The sequence below is a fragment of the Rodentibacter sp. JRC1 genome, assembly GCF_020521555.1.
Lineage (GTDB): Bacteria > Pseudomonadota > Gammaproteobacteria > Enterobacterales > Pasteurellaceae > Rodentibacter > Rodentibacter abscessus.
In genome coordinates this window covers 1,435,521-1,454,982 of sequence record NZ_BPWA01000001.1, presented here as the reverse complement: position 1 = coordinate 1,454,982, position 19,462 = coordinate 1,435,521, and the positions used below count along the sequence as shown (strand labels likewise).

The window sequence follows — 19,462 nt, the reverse complement described above, 5'->3', positions numbered from 1 at the left end:
AGCTCCAAACACAAAACCCTATGCAAAATCCCTACATCTACATCGGCACCGGTGGTTACAGTGATACAGACCTACTTGGTACGCTATATCCGTACGGTACGAAGAAAGATGATTTTCTAGCTGTGTATAGCCAGCATTACGATACCGTTGAAATTAACAGCACTTTTCACGCTCCCATCGGGGCGAAGACGTTGCAGGGAATGGTGGAGAAAGCACAGGGGCGGTTGCAATTTTCGGTGAAATTACATCAGGATTTTAGCCATAAACGTATGGCGACACGGGAACAAGCGGTCGCTTTTTTGCAGGCTTTGCAACCTTTGGCAGAGCAAGGTTGCTTAGCAAATTTGTTTATCCAATTCCCAATCAGTTTTGAACGAAATCACGCCAACCGTTATTATCTTGCCGAACTGGTAACCTGGTTTGAGGGCTATCCGTTGGCGGTGGAGTTTCGCCACTCAAGTTGGCATACACAATCGGTGTTGGATTATTTTCACGGTAAGCAAAATCTAATTTGGTGTAACGTGGATTATCCGCCCAATATTGGTTTGCCTGCTTTCCAGTTTTATCCCAACCAACGCACCGCTTATTTACGTCTGCATGGTCGTAACCCAAATTGGTGGAAAGCCCAATCTGCCCAAGAACGCCACGATTACCGTTATAACGAAGTGGAATTACAAAATTTAGCAAAGCTACTCCATCAACGAAAATCAGAGTTTGACCGACTCTATCTCTATTTTCAAAATACGACCAAAAGCCACTCATTTTATAATATTGCCACGTTAAAAGATTTTTTAGCTGAATACGGTTTTAGGATAAAAGCTATGCCTGAATTTTTACTCGGGCAGCAAAGTTTATTTTAACTTAATAATTCTATTGACTATTTCTACTATGATTCGGCTCTTAAATTCGCATAGCATATTCAAAATTTTATGAATAGATAACAGTTTAATACCCAAGGTACTCGATTTGAAGTGATATATCGCTCACCACCCTATTCAAGGAATGCTCATTGATTTGGTTGCTCATAACTATAAATCTATTTACTGCAAAAATAGCCAAGGCGTACGCATGCAATGGTCGGATTGTTGTGAATAGTGATTTCAAGTAGGAATTTTAATGATAGGGGGCATACGTTACCTGCTTCTCCTTGCCTTTGCAAAAGAGTCCCATAATAGACCGGATTTATTCGTATTATTAGATTAAGGGGCAGAATGCCCCTTCTCTTCTTTACACAATCTCAAACTGATTTTGGTTGAGGTTTAGCCCTGTACTCAAAGTCGCAAAATGCACCCCATCTCGTCCACCTTGAGCGTCAGCATCGTAGGAAAGTTGACCGCTTTCGCTGTCATATTGGATATAGTCGTTAAAATTCGCCATTCCTTCGCTAACAGCAGTAAAAATCACACTTGAGAGGGCAATTTTATCCTCACTGCCAAAATCAGTAATGGTATCAATTTCGCCGTTCAATTCCGTTTGGAAAACAAAAGTATCGCTGCCATCTCCACCTGTAAGAGTGTCCGCCCCTGAGCCGCCGATCAAACGGTCGTTTCCTGCTCCACCGATTAAGGTATTGCCAATGTTGTTTGCTGTCAGGATATTATCCAATGCGTTACCTGTCGCTTTTTCAGCAGCTATGCCGACTAAGGTGAGGTTTTCAACATTATCAGGTAAAACATAATCAATATGGCTGATAATGGTGTCTGTACCTTCATCGGCGTTTTCAACCACTTTATCTTTCTCATTATCGACAACGAAAGTATCATCGCCTGTACCACCGTGCATTTCATCAGCACCTTTGCCACCGTTGAGGTAGTCGTTACCTGCTCCGCCTTTTATCAGATCATCACCTGCCCCGCCTTCAATGTTGTTATCGGCATTGTTGCCTGTCAGTACATCATCATAGTCAGAGCCAATCAGATTCTCGATTTGTGTACCAAAACCGATAAAGGCTTGATCTTTAACATATTTCTGGAACGTTTTTGTATCCGTTGGCTGGCCAATGATACTAAAACTCAGTTCTGGGGTGAATTGACCTTTAATAGCGGTTTGGCTATCTACATCAAAATACTCATGTGCGGTTAAAGTCTCTCGGCCTTCAGATAAAAAATATTTTTTTCTTTCTGTGCCACGATAAATCCAAGAACCCGGTGTTAAATCAACATTGACACCAACTTTTTCATTAGAAGCATCGAAGGTATCTATGCCATCACCATCCCAGATATATAACGCCCCATCTGTTTCTAAGCCATTATAATCACGGAATCCATAAGTATCATTTCCTGCTCGGCTATTTGGATTTACACCATAGCGGTAGTGTAATGCGGCTAAATCAAATAAACGCATTGGGCTGTATCCTGATAGCATTACGCCCGTTATAGGATGAGTTGCCATAAAGGTGTTATATGACATCACACTAAATTCGCTATTTGCCTCATTTTCAAAGCCGGCAATTGGCGTTTTATCGCCATGCTCTGTATGAACTAAATGGAAGTTATGTCCAATTTCGTGAATATTGGCAAATGCAATTTGGTTTTTGAAGAACGTCTCCTTTGTAATATATTCTAGTCTATTCCAAACTAATCCCGTATTGTATATATGTCCAAAGTTACCGATGGCAGTTAATACTGCTCCTGTTTTTGCATCGACTTCTGCTTCTCCAAGATAATGTCGTGCTTGAGCCTCGTCAATATTATTTGTTTCTATGAATTTCACGTTCAGGTATTTTTCATAGACTTGATAAGCATCTCGAATACTCTGCTTATGATTCTCCGTATAATCAAAATAAAGATCTTTTTTGAACAATGGATCATTATTTTTAACCGGATATTTTGCTGCCTCTTCAGCAGTCATAAAATGGTATTTAATCTCTAAAGGCTCTTTTTTACCACCCACAGGCAAGCCAACATTAATGCCCAGATCGGGCTCAAATAATAAGCCATTCACGAAGTATGGGAAATTGTAATCCTCTTTTGTATGATCCGTTTTACGAGCCGCCTTTGGTACTTCTCGTTGAGAAACAAACTCAGATGACACTGTATTTGGTGCTATATAATTTTCTACTGTCTGCACACTAATCGCATTTCCTGCAATATCTTGCGTTTTTAAGACCGCTTGCACCTCTTTATGCTTAGCGAGATCCGCTGAACTGACTTCTAGCGAGAAAGTATAATCAGACTTTACCTTTGTTTCAAAGGTTTGCTCTCCCACTTTTAGCAGAACTTGATCACCTTCTTTAGCATCGCCCCATACATTACCGAAAATTTGGATCTGGCTTGGCGGCATATCAACTTGGTTATCATCATTTAGGGCGGTACTATCTAATTTAAATGATTTTACTTGAACTTCAACGGGATTCCAATGTAGCCCCTTTTGAGGATTAAAACTACCTCCTAGGCTTTGTAATTGATAACTACCATCACGTTGTTTATCTAAAGTATGGACATTTTCGAATAAATTGACAGGAGCAGTCTCTGAAACAGGCATATAAGAAATAGTCTTACGGTTTAAGAAGTTAATACTCACCGTTTCGCCATTTAATTGAGCTAACTCTGCATTAGGAATATCTAAATAGAACGATTTCGTTTTTCCATCAAAACCTGTCGTATAGGTTTTATCCCCAATCACCACATTCACTGCCCGTAACATTCTTGGGTTTTGACCTTGAGCATAAACGCCATCAAATTCTACCGTGCCGCTAATACGAGTTGTTTTTGCCAAATCCGCACCAAAATATTGTCCTATGCTTGTAATATCCACAGCGGCAACCAAGTTTGCATCAACTTCATAGTCTTGTGTTTGGCTATCTTCTGCACGGTTACCTGCTGCATCAGTATTAGTTACTGTCGCTGAAACTACACGATTTGCCAACATCACTTCAGGCGAAACCATCGTACTAAATTGTCCATTTTGCACTTCAACTTCTTTAGAAAACTCACCAATTTCTAACCGCACTTTTACTCCGTCAGCGACATTTTTCACTATCCCACTAACCACCACATCGGTTTTACCCTCGTTCACATTGATAAAGTTATCGTTGGCGACTTTAATGGTAATTATTTCAGGCTGATTAATATGTAAATCCACATCGTAAACCTTGATTTGGGTAACAATGGTTTGGTTCTCTGCACTATCCGTTGCACCCAAGCTTGCTTTTAGCTCACGGTGTCCTATCAGTTTTTCTGCCATTACATCAAGACTAAATTCACCATTTGCAGAAAGCGCAACATTTCCGATCGTTTGCTCATCTACAGTAAGCCTTACAATATCACCGGTACGAAATTCACCCGTCGCTTTGCCTGAAAGTAAGATTGTGCCTTTCGCTTCCTCAATATTGATAACGTTGTCTGCTGTAATGTCATTCAGCATTAATTGTGCCACTGGCGGAGTAACATCCACTGTGTAGGTCTGCTGTGCCGTTCCCTCGACAGTATTACCGATTGCATTGCTGACAATCGCTTTAACAACCACCGTAGGGGTATCCGCCGCAGTCAAATGTGCTCCAAACATATTGAGCGACCAAGTTTTGCCGTTTAGTTGAGCCGGTTCATCTTGGCGTTCCCCCACGCTCAACAACACAGCGAGTACATTAACATCATCCGCCACGTTAACCGTTCCACTAAGCACTATCCCTTGCTCTTGGTTGGCTTGATTAAGGATTTTTCCATCATTGATAGGGTTAATTGTTACTGCAACTTCAGGTAGCGTAGTATTAACTTCGTAGGCTTTCTCGGCATTACCGTATACCATATGACCGACATTGTCACTAACTGTGACTTCTGCAGTTATTTTGCTTTGTCGGGCCAATTTCTCACCACGAATAAAAGTTGAAAAGCGGTTGTCATTAACCGTTACTTTAAAAATTTCATCACCCAATTTAATAGCTAATTCACTACCGTTTGGAACATCAGTAGTGTTACCTGTTATCTCAATGTCTGCTTGACTTTCTTTGATGTTGATGACGTTATCATCCGTAATAGTATCAAATGTGATCGTTGGATGAACGAGAGGTTGTTCTTTTTTAGGCTGTTGCGATATCGGTTGTTCAGCTTGTGGTTGTTCTACCTTCGGCTGTTCCGGTATCGGTTTTTCAGCTTGTGGTTGTTCTACCTTCGGTTGTTCCGGTATCGGTTTTTCAGCTTGTGGTTGTTCTACCTTCGGTTGTTCCGGTATCGGTTTTTCAGCTTGTGGTTGTTCTACCTTCGGTTGTTCCGGTATCGGTTTTTCAGCTTGTGGTTGTTCTACCTTCGGTTGTTCCGGTATCGGTTGTTCAGCTTGTGGTTGTTCTACCTTCGGTTGTTCCGGTATCGGTTGTTCAGTTTGTGCTTGTTCCGCATCATTAGAAGAACCTCGAGACTTACTTGTTTTTGAAGCTAATAGTATTCCTCCAAGCGCTAAACTACCCAAACCAAAAATCGTAAGATGTTTTAACGTCAGCACCTCGCTAGCTTGCATTGGTGCAGTTTGCACTGTTTCGGTTACACCAAATAATGTCGCATTTTGCTCGGAGAGATAAAGCCGGCTTTCTATGGGATAAAAAGTTTTGTAATTCTCTAGTACTAAGGTGGTTCCTTCACTATCAACGAACACCGTAAGATCATCCCCCATCATGGTAGATTTTACTCCCTGAATAGGCTGATCATTTTCATTAACTAATTGATATTGCGTGTCAGCTTCAGCCGGAATCCTCGTGGTCTGGTTTGAGGGAAGGGTTATCCTCTCCACTTTATGTGCTGTTGTTATTTGAAGTAAGTGTGCCATATTGATGTCTCCTTTTTGGAAAATAAATGAGAAAACCGATTTAGATCGGACTAAAATGTCGCGCATTCTACACGGCTATTATGTAGGATAAAAGTGATTGATACAGTTGGTTTATTCTATTGATATAGAACCGAAAAATGTAAAATTTTGTTATCGCATTCGTCAACCATTCCCCATCACTTTTGCCATTTATCAACATTTCTAATTCGACCTTGCGTCCGATCAATCTCTGCTTGCACACTAAAAGCTGTTACAAGATTCGCCGAAGTAATAATCTCTTGAGTTTGCCCTGCGGCAATCAATTTTCCTTGTTCCAACAACACAATTTCATCACAGAAACGGTACGCCAGCGAGAGATGATGAATGGCGATTAAGCAAGTTTTTTCAGGGGTAAGGGCTTTTAACTGCTCCATCATATCAATTTGATAATACGGATCGAGGGGAGCGATGGGTTCGTCAGCTAACAATAAAGGAGCATTTTTGATACAGCAACGTGCCAGCTGAACACGTGCTTTTTCTCCCCCGGAAAGCTGTAAGAAAGGTTTATCAAGCAAATGAGTGATTGAAAACCGCTCGGAAATCGACCGCACTTTTTCTTGTTCTTTGACTTCCGATAAAGGCGAGAGTAGCCCGAGGGCGATCACCTCTCGTACAGTTAAGTTCCAATGAATATCGGTCTGTTGAGCAAAATAGGCAAGTTGTTCGCTTTTTTCTTTAGCTGACATTTCCGCTAAATTACGATTTCCAAACAAAATTTGCCCGCTTATTGGGTGAATAATCCCTGCTATTGCTTTTAATAAAGTGGATTTTCCTGAGCCATTTGCCCCCATCACACCAACTAATTTACCTTGTGGAATATGACAGGATAGGTTCTTTAAGGCATAAGGCAATGTGAGATTATTAATTTCTATCATTATTTACGATCCGTTTTTATAATTTATGAGATTATTTGGATAGCCTAAATTTTATTTAAATGATTTTTAACCGGATATTTTTCGTTGCTGAGTTAATAAAATCCAAATTAAGCACGGTGCTCCAATTATCGCAATCAATGTACCGATATAAATACGGTTAAAAAACGGAACATAGAGAATGGCGAGATCCGCTATCAGTAATAACAACGCCCCGATTAATGCACTGGTGAGATAAAGTTGAGAGGGACGTTTTTTGACTAAAATACGAGCGAAATGAGGGGCGATTAAGCCGATAAAACCGATTGTCCCTGTTTGTGGAATAGTTGCTCCCACCAATAATGCCACGCCGAAAGTGGTGATAAAAAAACTCTTTTTCGGATTGATACCCATTGTACTGGCGGTCTCTGTACCAAAAGTCAGTAAATCAAGATAACGGCGTTGTGTATATAGACAGAGAATACCGAGGAGCACAATCGGCAAGGAAATCAGCAGCGTGTCGAGCCTTGCCCACATCAACGAACCTTGTAGCCAGCGGTAAAGCTCCGCTAACGCCCACGGGCTTTGTGCATTAGAAAGTAACAAAGCGATAGCCGAAGCAAGCAACATATTGACTGCCACCCCCGCCAAAATCATCATTGTTGTACCGTGATTTTTGGCAATGGCGTACACCAACAAAAAACTTGCTAATGCCCCAGATACACCACCTAATAGCAACAAGCTAGTTGGTAAAGCGAAATAGTAGAGCAGAAACACACTGGCGGCGGTTGCTCCCGAACTGCTGCCGAGCAAACCCGGGCTAGCAAGGGGGTTTTGAAAAATCCCTTGCATCGCATTGCCCGCTAACGCCAAACCGGCTCCTGTGAGCAGTGCCAAGCCAATACGAGGTAGACGAATATCCAACAATACCAGTCCACGCAAATCGGACGGCACGCCTTCCGCATTTTTCAATAAAGCAAAATCGCCAAGTTGATAGAAAACCGCTCCGTTGATCATCAACAGTAAAAGTGCGGTCAAAAAGAGATTGAGTTTTTTCATTGTTTCACCTGCCGATAAATCTTCTCCGCCCCTTGCCAGACGCCGTGATCAAAGCAGTAAGTGTATTTTAAAGGTAGCGTTACAAGCGGTCGGTTTTTAAAGTGGTTTTGCAAGGCGGGGTGAGCGAGCCATTCGGACTGTAAATTATAGCCTTGTTGATCTGTTTGGCGAATGAAAAAATGCGGTTGGCTGCGCAGCACATTTTCCAGCGAGAAATGTTGGGGAGAGATTGGATTTCTTAGAGGCGTTAAACCAAGCAGGTTAAGCAAGGTTTGATAGGAAGGGAGATGGCTTTCCGCCACGCCCGTATCCGCTAAAATTAGGGTATCGGTCAGCCTTTGATTGAGAGGGAAACGTTGTGATTTAAGCCGTGAAACAAGCTGCTCGGCGTGGGCTGAATTTTGGGTGATTTCCCCTAATTGCAGGATAAATTCAAAGAGTTCATCGGGCGTTTGGGGGCTGTCGTTAATCGGGATAATTTTCACCCCGAGCTTTTTGAGGCGTTCGACCAGTTGTGGATAAAAGGTTTCGTTAATCAGAATGGTTTTATCCAAATAGGGTAAAAGTGCGATTAAAGTCGGCTCTAAAACGGGCTTATCTTGATTGATTTTATCCAGCATCATCAACGGCTTTTGGGAGTAGGGCGACATTGCCGCAATTTGGTCGGGGCGGGCGAGTTCGATCAACAATCGGTCACTACAAAGGGTGAGCGAGACGAATTGTTCGGCGTAAGCTGAAAAAGAAAGAAAAAGTACGGTGAAAAAAACAGAAATATTGAACTTTGGATATAACATCAGCTATCCCTTACCCATAAACCTAAGTTTTTTATTTTATTTAACATTAATTTCTCGATCAGGATCGCAAAAGTGCGGTCGATTTCTTGTTTGTTTTTGTAAAAAAAGAAAAATGATGCCGTTGATTCTATCAACATTTTAATCACTCACAAGGAAATCCTATGAAATTAATAAAAACCTTAATCAGCTCACTTGTTCTAGGAAGCGCACTAATCGGTTCATCAGTTTTGGCAGAGGAAAAAGCAGTAGAAACACCAACCACACAAACTGTCACTGAAAAAGTACCTTCAACTAATATGAGCAATAAGCTAAATATCAACACGGCGACAGCAAGTGAAATCCAAAAATCCTTAATCGGTATCGGTGCAAAGAAAGCGGAGGCAATCGTGCAATATCGTGAGAAACACGGTAATTTCACCTCAGCGGAACAATTACTTGAAGTTCAAGGTATCGGTAAAGCGACACTTGAGAAGAATCGTGATCGTTTGGCCTTTTAAAATACTCACAGGAAAAAGGTCGCTTATTATTGCGACCTTTATTCTCAAAAAATTATTTACTGTAATTTACGCAAATAATCTGCGCAGCATTATAAAGAGTCGTATTTGGCGTTAAACGAATGCTATGTTTCCTTTGTTTTTTTGGTGCAGCCCTTAAACCCTCTCCCCAAAACTCATCATAAAAGTCAGTTCTAACCTGAGTTAAACGATAATTTTTACAATTCAAAATCTTATATTGTCGAACAGAGCGGGCATAGCGTTTAGACTCTTTCGGATAAACGTATAATCCTTTATCTAAATTCACCACAGCATCAAAATGTACCTCTTCAGGCTCCTCGTTATCAACCCAAATGGAGTCCGTGTCAATGTAATAATTAACATCTTTGACTAATCTAATGAACCCTCTACGATCTTGAGTGGGGGATGTCAATTTAACCTCTTGCGGTTCTACATTTTGTTGTGTCTGCACAGAACAAGCGGCAAGTAGCATAATAGGGAAAGTTAAAAGTATTTTTTTCATATTTACTCCTTAGCCAGTGCTGCTGACGTTAGATTAAAATTTAACGGTGTGTCCGTAGCCTTCCAAAATAGATTTGATATGTTCTAAAGATTCACGCGTTGGCGGCATAACATCTTCAAGTTCATAATCAAATCCTAGGGTTTTCCATTTGTGCGCACCTAGGCGGTGATATGGCAATAGTTCGACTTTTTCGATATTTTCCATACCTTCGATAAACTGCCCAAGTAAATGTACGTCATGATCATTATCCGTATAACCCGGTACAACGACATAGCGAATCCAAGTTCGTTGATGACGTTTTTGCAGGTATTTGGCAAATTCAAGCGTACGCTTATTTGGTACGCCAATCAAGTTTTGATGAACCTTATCATTGAGTTCTTTTAGATCAAGTAAAACCAGATCCGTCACATCTAATAATTCATCAATAATGTGATCATAATGGCGAACAAAACCGTTTGTATCCAAGCAGGTGCTAATTCCTTCTTTTTTACATGCACGGAACCAATCACGCACAAATTCGGCTTGAAGAACCGCCTCTCCGCCGGATGCCGTAACACCGCCTCCTGTGGCATTCATAAAATGGCGATAACTCACCACTTCTTTCATCAATTCTTCTACACTGATTTCTCTCCCACCATCTAAATCCCAAGTATCCCGGTTATGGCAATATTTACAACGCATCAAACAGCCTTGCATAAATAAAATAAAACGAATACCCGGACCATCAACAGTACCACAGGACTCAAATGAATGGATTCTTCCTAAAACAGACATAATAAACTCACAATCAAAAGATATAGCTAAATTTTATCAGAATACCCGATAATAAAAAATGAGCCCGACTTAAAATCAGGCTCATAATTTATGTTCCCGCTAAAGTGCGGTCAAATTTCACAATATTTTACATTGTTTGTGTAAAGGTACGGGTGATAACGTCTTGTTGTTGCTCTTTCGTTAAAGAGTTAAAACGTACTGCGTAACCTGATACACGAATAGTTAATTGAGGATATTTCTCAGGATGCTCCATTGCGTCTAACAACATTTCACGGTTTAACACGTTTACGTTTAAGTGTTGACCGCCTTCAACTGTTGCTTCGTGGTGGAAGTAGCCATCCATTAACCCTGCAAGATTGCGGCGTTGTGCTTCGGCATCTTTACCTAAAGCATTCGGTACGATAGAGAAGGTGTAAGAAATACCGTCTTTCGCATAAGCAAACGGAAGTTTAGCTACAGAAGTTAATGACGCCACCGCACCTTTTTGGTCACGACCGTGCATTGGGTTTGCACCCGGTCCGAACGGCGCACCTGCACGACGACCATCAGGCGTATTACCTGTTTTCTTACCATATACCACGTTAGAAGTGATAGTGAGTACAGATTGGGTAGGCACTGCATTACGATAAGTTTTGAGTTTTTGAATTTTCTTCATAAAACGTTCAACGAGATCACAAGCAATGTCATCTACACGGTTATCATTATTACCGTATTGCGGGTATTCCCCTTCAATTTCAAAATCAATCGCCACATTAGAAGCAACGATATTGCCATCTTTGTCTTTAATATCACCACGAACAGGCTTAACTTTCGCATATTTAATTGCAGAAAGTGAGTCGGCAGCAACAGAAAGACCGGCAATACCACAAGCCATAGTGCGATAAACATCACGATCATGTAATGCCATTAATGCCGCTTCGTATGAATATTTATCATGCATATAGTGGATGATGTTCAGTGCGGTGACATACTGTTTCGCTAACCAATCCATAAAGCTATCCATACGCGTCATCACAGAATCAAAGTCTAATACCTCATCTGTAATCGGTGCTGTTTTCGGCCCTACTTGCATACCTAATTTTTCATCGATACCGCCATTGATTGCATATAATAGGGTTTTTGCCAAGTTCGCACGAGCACCGAAGAATTGCATTTGTTTACCAACCACCATTGGTGATACACAACACGCAATTGCATAATCGTCATTGTTGAAATCCGGACGCATTAAATCATCGTTTTCATACTGAACGGATGAAGTATCAATAGAAACTTTCGCACAGAAACGTTTGAAGTTTTCCGGTAATTGCTCAGACCAAAGAATCGTTAAGTTCGGCTCCGGCGAAGTACCCATATTATAGAGGGTATGTAAAATACGGAAGGTATTTTTGGTTACTAATGTACGACCGTCTAATCCCATACCTGCGATAGTTTCAGTCGCCCACATCGGGTCACCGGAGAATAATTGATCGTACTCAGGTGTACGTAAGAAGCGAACCATACGCAATTTCATTACTAAGTGATCCACTAACTCTTGCGCCTCGGTTTCTGTGATTTTACCTGCTTTTAAATCACGTTCGATATAGATATCGATAAAAGTTGCCGTACGACCAAATGACATCGCCGCACCATTTTGTGATTTGATTGCCGCTAAATACGCAAAATACATCCACTGAATAGCTTCTTGAGCATTCGTTGCCGGATTAGAAATATCAAAACCATAGCTTGCCGCCATTTGTTTCATTTGACCTAATGCACGGTGTTGTTCTGCAATTTCTTCACGTAAACGAATCGTACCCTCAAGATCAACGCCATTTTCAAGATTTTCTTGCAATGAAGTAAATTGAGCGTATTTATCTTTCATTAAGAAATCCACACCATAAAGTGCAACACGACGATAGTCACCGATAATACGACCACGACCGTATGCATCGGGTAAACCGGTTAATACACCTGATTTGCGGCAGCGTAAAATGTCCGGAGTATAAACATCGAATACACCTTGGTTGTGGGTTTTACGATATTCGGTAAAGATTTTTTTTACTTCAGGATCAAGTTCACGCCCATAAACTTTACATGAACCTTCCACCATTTTGATACCACCAAATGGCATAATGGCACGTTTTAAAGGTTCATCTGTTTGAAGACCAACGATTTTTTCTAAATCTTTATTGATATAACCCGGAGCATGTGAAGTGATCGTTGATGGCGTATGTTCATCAAAATCTAATGGCGCGTGTGTACGGTTTTCAATTTTGATGCCTTCCATTACAGATTCCCAAAGCTTCGTTGTCGCCTCTGTCGGTCCTGCTAAGAAAGAGTCGTCACCTTCATATGGGGTATAGTTTTTTTGAATAAAGTCACGTACATTGACATTTTCCTGCCAATCGCCACCGCTAAAACCGGCCCAAGCAACTTTTTGCGCTTCATTAAGTTCTGACATAGTCATTTCCTTTGTTAATTAATAAAAATAAATTGTTTCAATTTGTCAATTAGTGGGATTTTGTTAGGTAACGTTGAAATAAACCGACACAAATTGCGCCACCCACAATATTTCCCAACGTCACCGGGATTAAATTCTTAATAATAAAATGATAAACATCTAAATCTGCGTATTTACCCGCCTCAATGCCCAATTGTTGCCAAAATTCAGGGGTACTATAATGTGCAGTAATAATTCCCATTGGAATCATAAACATATTTGCCACACAGTGTTCAAAACCGGATGCGACAAATAAACCGATCGGCATAATCATAATGAATGCTTTATCAATAACGGTTCTCCCCGAATAGGACAACCAAACGGCCAAACACACCATAATGTTACACAGAATGCCTAAGTTAAAGGCTTCAAACCAACTATGATGAATCTTATGTTGAGCGGTAGTTAAAATAGTCAATCCCCACTGCCCGTTTGCAGCCATCGTTTGCCCACCGAACCAAACAAATGCGGCAATAATTAAGCTGCCGGCAAAGTTGCCGAAATAGACTGCGATCCAATTACGAATCATTTGCCACGTTGTGATTTGTCTTCCAACACGGGCAATAAGTGTAAGAGTAGATGAAGTAAAAAGTTCTGATCCTAACAACACAACCATAATCACCCCAATAGAGAAAACTAAACCACCGACTAATTTGGTTAAGCCCCATGGTGCGCCTGCTGAGGCGGTTTGTGTTGTGGTATAAAAAATAAATGCCAACGCAATGCATGCTCCCGCACTAATGCCTGACATAAAAGAAAGAAATGGACGTTTTTTGGCTTTATAAGTCGCCGCATTTTCCGCAAAGTCAGTCGCTTCAACCGGACTTAATGCAACTATTGAAGAAGTTTTTATATCTGACATAAACCTCAATGATGACTCTTTTTATTAATTATAATTGGCGCTATTTTACTCTCTTATCTATACATTGCAATAAACGACAAATTTTATTTCAAAAAAATTTGATATTTTGCAAGTTTTGTTAAATTTTAATGATTTTTACAACAAAAAAGGCTTGGAAAACCAAGCCTTTTTTATCGCGAAATTATTCGCCTAAACGTTCTTTAATACGAGCTGATTTACCTGAACGTTCACGTAAGTAGTAAAGTTTAGCTTTACGTACCGCACCTTTACGTTTCACGGCAATTGACTCAACAACCGGAGAATGAGTTTGGAATACACGTTCAACACCAACACCGTTTGAAACTTTACGTAAAGTAAATGCAGAGTGCAAGCCTCGGTTACGAATTGCAATAACCACGCCTTCAAACGCTTGCAAACGACGTTTACTACCTTCCACTACCCATACTTTAACTTCTAAAGTATCACCCGGACGAAAACTCGGTAGGTTTTGTTTTAATTGTTCTTGTTCAAGTTGTTTAATAATGTTAGACATTTTTTGATCCTTTGATCCTAGATTTAACTGATTATGCCGTTATTTTCCGCTTTTACTTCTTTTAACAGCTTAGATTGTTCGTCAGTCAGAGCTAGGCCTTCTAAGAGCTCAGGGCGACGGAGCCACGTTCTTTCCAGCGATTTTTTTAATCGCCATTTACGAATTTCTTCGTGATGCCCCGACATCAGCACCGGCGGCACAGTCAAGCCTTCCAACACCTCCGGCCTTGTGTAATGCGGGCAATCTAACAACCCTTCTGCGAAAGAATCCTCTTCTGCGGAAGCTTGTTTTCCCAATACACCGGGAATAAATCTGGCAACGGCATCAATTAATGTCATTGCCGGCAATTCCCCACCGGTTAGAACGTAATCCCCGATTGACCATTCTTCATCAATTTCAGTTTGAATCAATCGCTCATCAATTCCCTCGTAACGTCCACAAACTAAAATCAATTTTTGATTTTGAGCCAGCTCCGTCACACCTGATTGTTCAAGTTTACGTCCTTGTGGTGAAAGATAAATTACCTTTACACCTTCTCCTGCTACTGTCTTCGCTGCCCGAATAGCATCCCGTAAAGGCTGCACCATCATCAGCATTCCCGGACCACCGCCATAAGGACGGTCATCCACAGTTTTATGCTTATCATGCGTGAAATCACGCGGATTCCAACATTGCACATGCAGAAGTTTCTGTTTTACCGCTCTGCCTGTTACCCCAAATTCCGTAATTGCCTTAAACATTTCGGGGAATAACGTAATTATTCCAATCCACATGATTTATTCCTACTTTGCTTAAAACGTACTACATTACGTTCGTGCATACTTGAGATTAGAAACCAGCGTCCCAATCCACTTCAATCGTTTTCGTGGTGAGATCGACTCTTTTAACTACTTGTTCATACAAAAACGGAATTAACCGTTCTTGTTTTCCGAAAGCATCTTTGGCACTAGACTTAACCACCAGTACGTCATTTGAACCGGTTTCCATCATTTCCGTTACCGTCCCCATCGCATAGCCTTGCAGATTTACTACCGAACAACCTATTAAATCGTGCCAGTAATAATCGCCTTCTTCTAACTCGGGAAATACGGATAAATCCACACCGATTTCAACGTTTGCCAAAACCTGTGCAGCCTCACGATCATCGATGCCTTTTAGTTTCACGATGAGCTCGTGATTATGATGACGCCAATTTTCAATTTCCGTTAGTTGCCATTGCCCCTTGATTTTTAAAAACCAAGGTTGATAGTCAAAAATGCTTTCAGCATATTCGGTTGATGAATAAATACGTAACCACCCACGGATACCGTAAGTCGAGCCTAATTTGCCCACAACTTCAATACGTTGTTGTTCCATATTCTTCACCTATCATCTCTGTTCAAAAAGCAAGAATTAAGCGGCTTTTTGAACTTCTTTTACCAAACTCGCAACGCGATCAGATAATGATGCACCTTGACTGACCCAGTGATTTACACGGTCTAAATCAATACGCACACGTTCTGCTTTACCCTGTGCGATCGGATTGAAGAAACCGATACGCTCAATGAAACGACCATCACGTGGTGAACGACTGTCTGCTACTACGATTTGATAAAATGGGCGTTTTTTAGCTCCGCCACGAGATAAACGAATGGTTACCATAACCTTCCTCTAACTATTTGATTACTAAAAGAATATTTTAAAATTCGAAAGTCATTTAAAATATAGCTTACTTTTTTCTCTGTATATATAGACAAAAAGCCTCGGAATTTTACACTTTTTGAACAAAAAAGCAAGACTCGTATAAAACGAAAACTTCATAAAAAAACGACCGCACTTTAGGCATCAAAGTGCGGTCGTTTCTAAGTGTTTTTTATGATTAATACACGCCTTGTGCCAACATTGCGTCAGCGACTTTCACAAAGCCTGCTACGTTTGCACCCACTACGTAATTAATATTTTCCTGACCTTCAACAGTACCGTATTTTTTACAGTTTGCGTGAATATCCAACATAATACGGTGTAATTTTTCATCCACTTCTTCGGAAGTCCAGTATAACCGCTGCGAACTTTGCGCCATTTCCAAACCGGACGTTGCCACGCCACCGGCATTCGCGGCCTTACCCGGACCGAATAATACATTAGCTTCTAAAAATGCATCGGTTGCTTCAATGGAAGTCGGCATATTCGCCCCTTCTGCAACTAATTTCACGCCATTTGCGATCAAGATTTTGGCGTCCTCAATTTCAAGTTCGTTTTGAGTCGCACAAGGTAGTGCAATGTCGACTTTCACTTCCCAAGGACGTTTGCCTTCAACATATTGTAAACCGAATTGTTCGGCATAATCTTTCACTCGACCACGTTTTACATTTTTAATCTCTAAAAGTGCGGCTAATTTTTCAGAAGTAAAACCTTCCGGATCATAGACATAACCTGAAGAATCCGAGCAAGTAACCACTTTCGCCCCCAATGCCAAGGCTTTTTCAATAGCATATTGTGCCACATTACCGGAACCTGAAACAGAAACGACTTTATCTTTAAAGCTATCGCCTTTTTCTGCCAACATCGCTTGTGCGAAATAAACCAAACCGTAACCGGTTGCTTCCGGACGAATCAAGCTCCCGCCGAAAGATAAACCGCGACCGGTAAATACGCAGGCGGCTTGGTTGGATAATTTTTTCATATAACCGGCAAGATAACCTACTTCACGACCACCTACACCGATATCTCCCGCAGGAACATCCGTATCAGCCCCCACATGACGATATAATTCCGCCATGAGAGCCTGACAAAAACGCATCACTTCGGCATCAGATTTACCTTTAGGATCAAAATCCGAACCGCCTTTACCACCGCCCATCGGTAATGTGGTTAACGCATTTTTGAAAATTTGTTCGAATCCTAAAAATTTTAAGATAGACAAGTTGACGGACGGATGAAAACGCATACCGCCTTTATACGGGCCAATCGCACTATTGTATTGAACACGGAACGCGCGATTTACTTGAACTTGTCCTTTGTCATCAGTCCATGCCACACGAAACTGGAATGCACGCTCAGGCTCAACTAAACGTTCCAATAACGCTTCTGAACAATATTTAGGGTTTGCTTCTAAAAATGGCCAAATAGAAGTAAAAACTTCTCGAACTGCTTGTAGAAATTCAGGTTGGTGACCATCACGTTGAGCGACTTTTGCTAAGAATGCGTCTAAAGATGCAACTGTTGACATATTATGTTTCCTTCTTAATTATTGATGTTGTGTGCTTGTTTTTTTCTTTAATAACCGTTGGGAGCGGTTCAAAAACAATATGCAATGACTCGATCAGTATTGCAACGATTTTTTTACATAAAAAATGAAGAAAAAAGAAAAATCGAGATTTTTTATAAAAAAATCTCGATTTTATTAGATAGGATTTAATTTTGGCAGTAAAAATGACAAACCGCTATTTATTTTTGTTTTCCAAATACAACCATTCCGCCACCTGTTTTGCGAAATAAGTCAAGATACCATCTGCCCCAGCCCGTTTAAAACAAAGCAAGGATTCCATAATACATTCTTTTTCCTTCAACCAACCGTTTTGAATTGCCGCCATATGCATTGCATATTCGCCTGATACTTGATAAGCAAAAGTCGGCACACCGAAATGTTTTTTCACTCGATAGACCATATCCAAATACGGCATTCCCGGTTTTACCATCACCATATCCGCCCCTTCCTGTAAATCCAGTGCAACTTCTTGTAAGCCCTCATCACCGTTTGCCGGATCAAGCTGATAGGTTTTCTTATCGCCACCTTTTAGATTGCCCGATGATCCAACCGCATCACGGAAAGGTCCGTAATAGTTAGAGGCGTATTTTGCAGAATACGCCATAATTTGCGTATTAACGAAACCTTTTTCTTCCAAAGCCTGACGAATACGCCCGATACGTCCGTCCATCATATCGCTCGGCGCGACAATATCCGCCCCTGCTTCTGCGTGGGAAAGCGCTTGTTTGATAAGAATATCGGTCGTGATGTCATTTAATACATAGCCGCTTTCATCAATAATACCGTCCTGACCGTGAATCGTATAAGGATCGAGCGCCACGTCCGTCAATACTCCTAATTCGGGATACTTAGTTTTTAACGCGCAAATCGCTCGCTGAACCAAACCTTTAGGATTATAGGCCTCTTCCGCCATCAAAGATTTTTTATCCTGTTCAATGACAGGAAACAGAGCGACCACCGGCACACCATATTTCACCAAAAGTTCGGCTTCAATGAGTAATTGATCGAGAGTTAAACGTTCTACGCCCGGCATAGAAGGCACGGATTCCCGATAATTTTCACCTTCTAAAATAAAGACAGGATAAATTAAATCATCTACCGTCAGTTTGTTTTCCGCAACCAAACGGCGACTAAAATTATGTTTGCGTAAACGGCGTAAACGGCGGGTCGGGAATCCGGTAAAAATTTGTTGGGTCATCTTATCTTCCTTTTATTGACTACTTATTACGAGAAAGGGGGAATTTTCCCCCATTTGGCTTAATACTATTTTTTTAATTCTTCCGAATTTTCAACCGCACTTTCATCTTCTTTTAGTTGCTCTTCTTTCGGTTGATAGAAACGTGCGATTAACAAACCGATTTCAAATAGCAGACACATAGGCACGGCAAGCAAGGTTTGAGAGAACACATCGGGTGGTGTTAAGATCATACCGATAAAAAATGCGGCAACAATAATATAAGGGCGTTTTTCTGAAAGGGCTTTCACCGTGGTAACGCCGCTCCAACAAAGCAAAATAATTGCAATCGGTACTTCAAAACATACGCCAAAAGCAAGAAACAACGCTAAGGCAAAATCAAGATAACTACTAATATCCGTTGCAATGGCAACACCTTCCGGCGCGCTCTGGGTGAAAAAACCAAACACAAAAGGGAACACTACATAATAGGCAAATGCAACACCGCAATAAAATAAAATAGTACTGGAAATCAACAACGGATAAATCATTCGCTTTTCATGTTGATACAATGCCGGTGCAACAAACGCCCAAATTTGATAAAGCAAATAAGGGACTGAAATAAACACCGCAACAATCGCCGTTAATTTAATAGGGGTGAAAAAAGGGGTTTGAATATTGGTTGCAATCATCGTTGCCCCTTTTGGCATAACCGCCGTTAGTGGAGCAGCAACGAAATGGTAGATATCATTAGAAAAATATACCAAGGCGATAAAAACGACCAAGACGCAAATCACACAACGCAGTAGTCGGTTTCTTAGTTCAACAAGATGAGTGATAAGAGGTTGAGATTCATCCACGTTACTCATAAAAAGCT

Annotated in this window: 17 protein-coding genes; 2 read left to right on the top strand and 15 right to left on the bottom strand. The window is 40.9% G+C overall.

Features of this window, described 5'->3' with window-relative positions:
* The first annotated feature begins 20 nt into the window (after window positions 1-20).
* The gene (locus tag HEMROJRC1_RS06750) at window positions 21-860 is read left to right on the top strand and encodes a DUF72 domain-containing protein (protein WP_226692209.1); all 840 of its coding nucleotides are present in this window, start codon (window positions 21-23) and stop codon (window positions 858-860) included.
* Between the two features lie 367 nt (window positions 861-1,227).
* Here HEMROJRC1_RS06750 and HEMROJRC1_RS06745 read toward each other — a convergent pair whose 3' ends face one another.
* The 4 genes from HEMROJRC1_RS06745 to HEMROJRC1_RS06730 all read right to left on the bottom strand — a co-directional run bounded on the left by HEMROJRC1_RS06745 (window position 1,228) and on the right by HEMROJRC1_RS06730 (window position 8,500).
* Entirely contained in the window at window positions 1,228-5,757 is a 4,530-nt protein-coding gene (locus tag HEMROJRC1_RS06745; protein WP_226692208.1) for an Ig-like domain-containing protein, read from the bottom strand.
* Between the two features lie 176 nt (window positions 5,758-5,933).
* A complete protein-coding gene (locus HEMROJRC1_RS06740; protein ID WP_226692207.1) occupies window positions 5,934-6,671 on the bottom strand; it encodes an ABC transporter ATP-binding protein in 738 nt (245 codons plus the stop codon).
* 66 nt (window positions 6,672-6,737) lie between these two features.
* Window positions 6,738-7,706, bottom strand: a complete 969-nt coding sequence (locus HEMROJRC1_RS06735) for an iron ABC transporter permease (RefSeq protein ID WP_226692206.1) — start codon at window positions 7,704-7,706, stop codon at window positions 6,738-6,740.
* The gene (locus HEMROJRC1_RS06730) at window positions 7,703-8,500 is read right to left on the bottom strand and encodes a helical backbone metal receptor (protein WP_226692205.1); all 798 of its coding nucleotides are present in this window, start codon (window positions 8,498-8,500) and stop codon (window positions 7,703-7,705) included. Before HEMROJRC1_RS06730 ends, HEMROJRC1_RS06735 begins: the two co-directional genes overlap by 4 nt.
* A gap of 161 nt (window positions 8,501-8,661) precedes the next feature.
* On the opposite strand from HEMROJRC1_RS06730, the gene HEMROJRC1_RS06725 reads away from it, so the two are divergent.
* On the top strand, window positions 8,662-8,997 hold the full coding sequence (locus HEMROJRC1_RS06725) for a helix-hairpin-helix domain-containing protein (protein ID WP_226692204.1): 336 nt from the start codon (window positions 8,662-8,664) through the stop codon (window positions 8,995-8,997).
* 52 nt (window positions 8,998-9,049) lie between these two features.
* Here the strand turns inward: HEMROJRC1_RS06725 and HEMROJRC1_RS06720 are convergent, their stop codons facing one another.
* The 11 genes from HEMROJRC1_RS06720 to tatC form a co-directional block, all read right to left on the bottom strand.
* Window positions 9,050-9,517: a surface-adhesin E family protein gene (locus HEMROJRC1_RS06720; protein WP_226692203.1), complete on the bottom strand. Its 468-nt coding sequence runs from the start codon at window positions 9,515-9,517 to the stop codon at window positions 9,050-9,052.
* Between the two features lie 33 nt (window positions 9,518-9,550).
* On the bottom strand, window positions 9,551-10,291 hold the full coding sequence (gene pflA / locus HEMROJRC1_RS06715) for a pyruvate formate lyase 1-activating protein (RefSeq protein ID WP_226692202.1): 741 nt from the start codon (window positions 10,289-10,291) through the stop codon (window positions 9,551-9,553).
* 127 nt (window positions 10,292-10,418) lie between these two features.
* Window positions 10,419-12,731, bottom strand: coding sequence for a formate C-acetyltransferase (gene pflB, locus HEMROJRC1_RS06710; RefSeq protein ID WP_226692201.1), 2,313 nt, complete (start codon window positions 12,729-12,731; stop codon window positions 10,419-10,421).
* A gap of 49 nt (window positions 12,732-12,780) precedes the next feature.
* On the bottom strand, window positions 12,781-13,632 hold the full coding sequence (focA, locus tag HEMROJRC1_RS06705; protein WP_226692200.1) for a formate transporter FocA: 852 nt from the start codon (window positions 13,630-13,632) through the stop codon (window positions 12,781-12,783).
* 181 nt (window positions 13,633-13,813) lie between these two features.
* Window positions 13,814-14,164 carry a 50S ribosomal protein L19 gene (gene rplS, locus HEMROJRC1_RS06700; RefSeq protein WP_194812938.1) on the bottom strand — a complete coding sequence of 117 codons (351 nt, stop codon included), beginning with the start codon at window positions 14,162-14,164 and terminating at the stop codon, window positions 13,814-13,816.
* 23 nt (window positions 14,165-14,187) lie between these two features.
* On the bottom strand, window positions 14,188-14,937 hold the full coding sequence (gene trmD, locus HEMROJRC1_RS06695; RefSeq protein WP_226692199.1) for a tRNA (guanosine(37)-N1)-methyltransferase TrmD: 750 nt from the start codon (window positions 14,935-14,937) through the stop codon (window positions 14,188-14,190).
* Between the two features lie 55 nt (window positions 14,938-14,992).
* A complete protein-coding gene (gene rimM, locus HEMROJRC1_RS06690) occupies window positions 14,993-15,520 on the bottom strand; it encodes a ribosome maturation factor RimM (protein ID WP_226692198.1) in 528 nt (175 codons plus the stop codon).
* A 36-nt stretch (window positions 15,521-15,556) separates the two neighbouring features.
* Entirely contained in the window at window positions 15,557-15,805 is a 249-nt protein-coding gene (rpsP, locus tag HEMROJRC1_RS06685; RefSeq protein WP_226692197.1) for a 30S ribosomal protein S16, read from the bottom strand.
* 217 nt (window positions 15,806-16,022) lie between these two features.
* A complete protein-coding gene (gene gdhA / locus HEMROJRC1_RS06680) occupies window positions 16,023-17,372 on the bottom strand; it encodes an NADP-specific glutamate dehydrogenase (protein WP_226692196.1) in 1,350 nt (449 codons plus the stop codon).
* Window positions 17,373-17,586: 214 nt separating this feature from the next.
* Complete coding sequence (hemB, locus tag HEMROJRC1_RS06675; protein WP_226692195.1) at window positions 17,587-18,609, bottom strand: porphobilinogen synthase; 1,023 nt, start codon at window positions 18,607-18,609, stop codon at window positions 17,587-17,589.
* Window positions 18,610-18,674: 65 nt separating this feature from the next.
* Window positions 18,675-19,454, bottom strand: a complete 780-nt coding sequence (tatC, locus tag HEMROJRC1_RS06670) for a twin-arginine translocase subunit TatC (RefSeq protein WP_226692194.1) — start codon at window positions 19,452-19,454, stop codon at window positions 18,675-18,677.
* Window positions 19,455-19,462: the final 8 nt, after the last annotated feature.

What these genes read in the sequence shown, in the direction of transcription:
- HEMROJRC1_RS06750 (WP_226692209.1), top strand. Translation starts at nt 21, where the DNA reads ATGCAAAATCCCTACATCTACATCGGCACCGGTGGTTACAGTGATACA.
- HEMROJRC1_RS06745 (WP_226692208.1), bottom strand. Translation starts at nt 5,757, where the DNA reads ATGGCACACTTACTTCAAATAACAACAGCACATAAAGTGGAGAGGATA.
- HEMROJRC1_RS06740 (WP_226692207.1), bottom strand. Translation starts at nt 6,671, where the DNA reads ATGATAGAAATTAATAATCTCACATTGCCTTATGCCTTAAAGAACCTA.
- HEMROJRC1_RS06735 (WP_226692206.1), bottom strand. Translation starts at nt 7,706, where the DNA reads ATGAAAAAACTCAATCTCTTTTTGACCGCACTTTTACTGTTGATGATC.
- HEMROJRC1_RS06730 (WP_226692205.1), bottom strand. Translation starts at nt 8,500, where the DNA reads ATGTTATATCCAAAGTTCAATATTTCTGTTTTTTTCACCGTACTTTTT.
- HEMROJRC1_RS06725 (WP_226692204.1), top strand. Translation starts at nt 8,662, where the DNA reads ATGAAATTAATAAAAACCTTAATCAGCTCACTTGTTCTAGGAAGCGCA.
- HEMROJRC1_RS06720 (WP_226692203.1), bottom strand. Translation starts at nt 9,517, where the DNA reads ATGAAAAAAATACTTTTAACTTTCCCTATTATGCTACTTGCCGCTTGT.
- pflA (WP_226692202.1), bottom strand. Translation starts at nt 10,291, where the DNA reads ATGTCTGTTTTAGGAAGAATCCATTCATTTGAGTCCTGTGGTACTGTT.
- pflB (WP_226692201.1), bottom strand. Translation starts at nt 12,731, where the DNA reads ATGTCAGAACTTAATGAAGCGCAAAAAGTTGCTTGGGCCGGTTTTAGC.
- focA (WP_226692200.1), bottom strand. Translation starts at nt 13,632, where the DNA reads ATGTCAGATATAAAAACTTCTTCAATAGTTGCATTAAGTCCGGTTGAA.
- rplS (WP_194812938.1), bottom strand. Translation starts at nt 14,164, where the DNA reads ATGTCTAACATTATTAAACAACTTGAACAAGAACAATTAAAACAAAAC.
- trmD (WP_226692199.1), bottom strand. Translation starts at nt 14,937, where the DNA reads ATGTGGATTGGAATAATTACGTTATTCCCCGAAATGTTTAAGGCAATT.
- rimM (WP_226692198.1), bottom strand. Translation starts at nt 15,520, where the DNA reads ATGGAACAACAACGTATTGAAGTTGTGGGCAAATTAGGCTCGACTTAC.
- rpsP (WP_226692197.1), bottom strand. Translation starts at nt 15,805, where the DNA reads ATGGTAACCATTCGTTTATCTCGTGGCGGAGCTAAAAAACGCCCATTT.
- gdhA (WP_226692196.1), bottom strand. Translation starts at nt 17,372, where the DNA reads ATGTCAACAGTTGCATCTTTAGACGCATTCTTAGCAAAAGTCGCTCAA.
- hemB (WP_226692195.1), bottom strand. Translation starts at nt 18,609, where the DNA reads ATGACCCAACAAATTTTTACCGGATTCCCGACCCGCCGTTTACGCCGT.
- tatC (WP_226692194.1), bottom strand. Translation starts at nt 19,454, where the DNA reads ATGAGTAACGTGGATGAATCTCAACCTCTTATCACTCATCTTGTTGAA.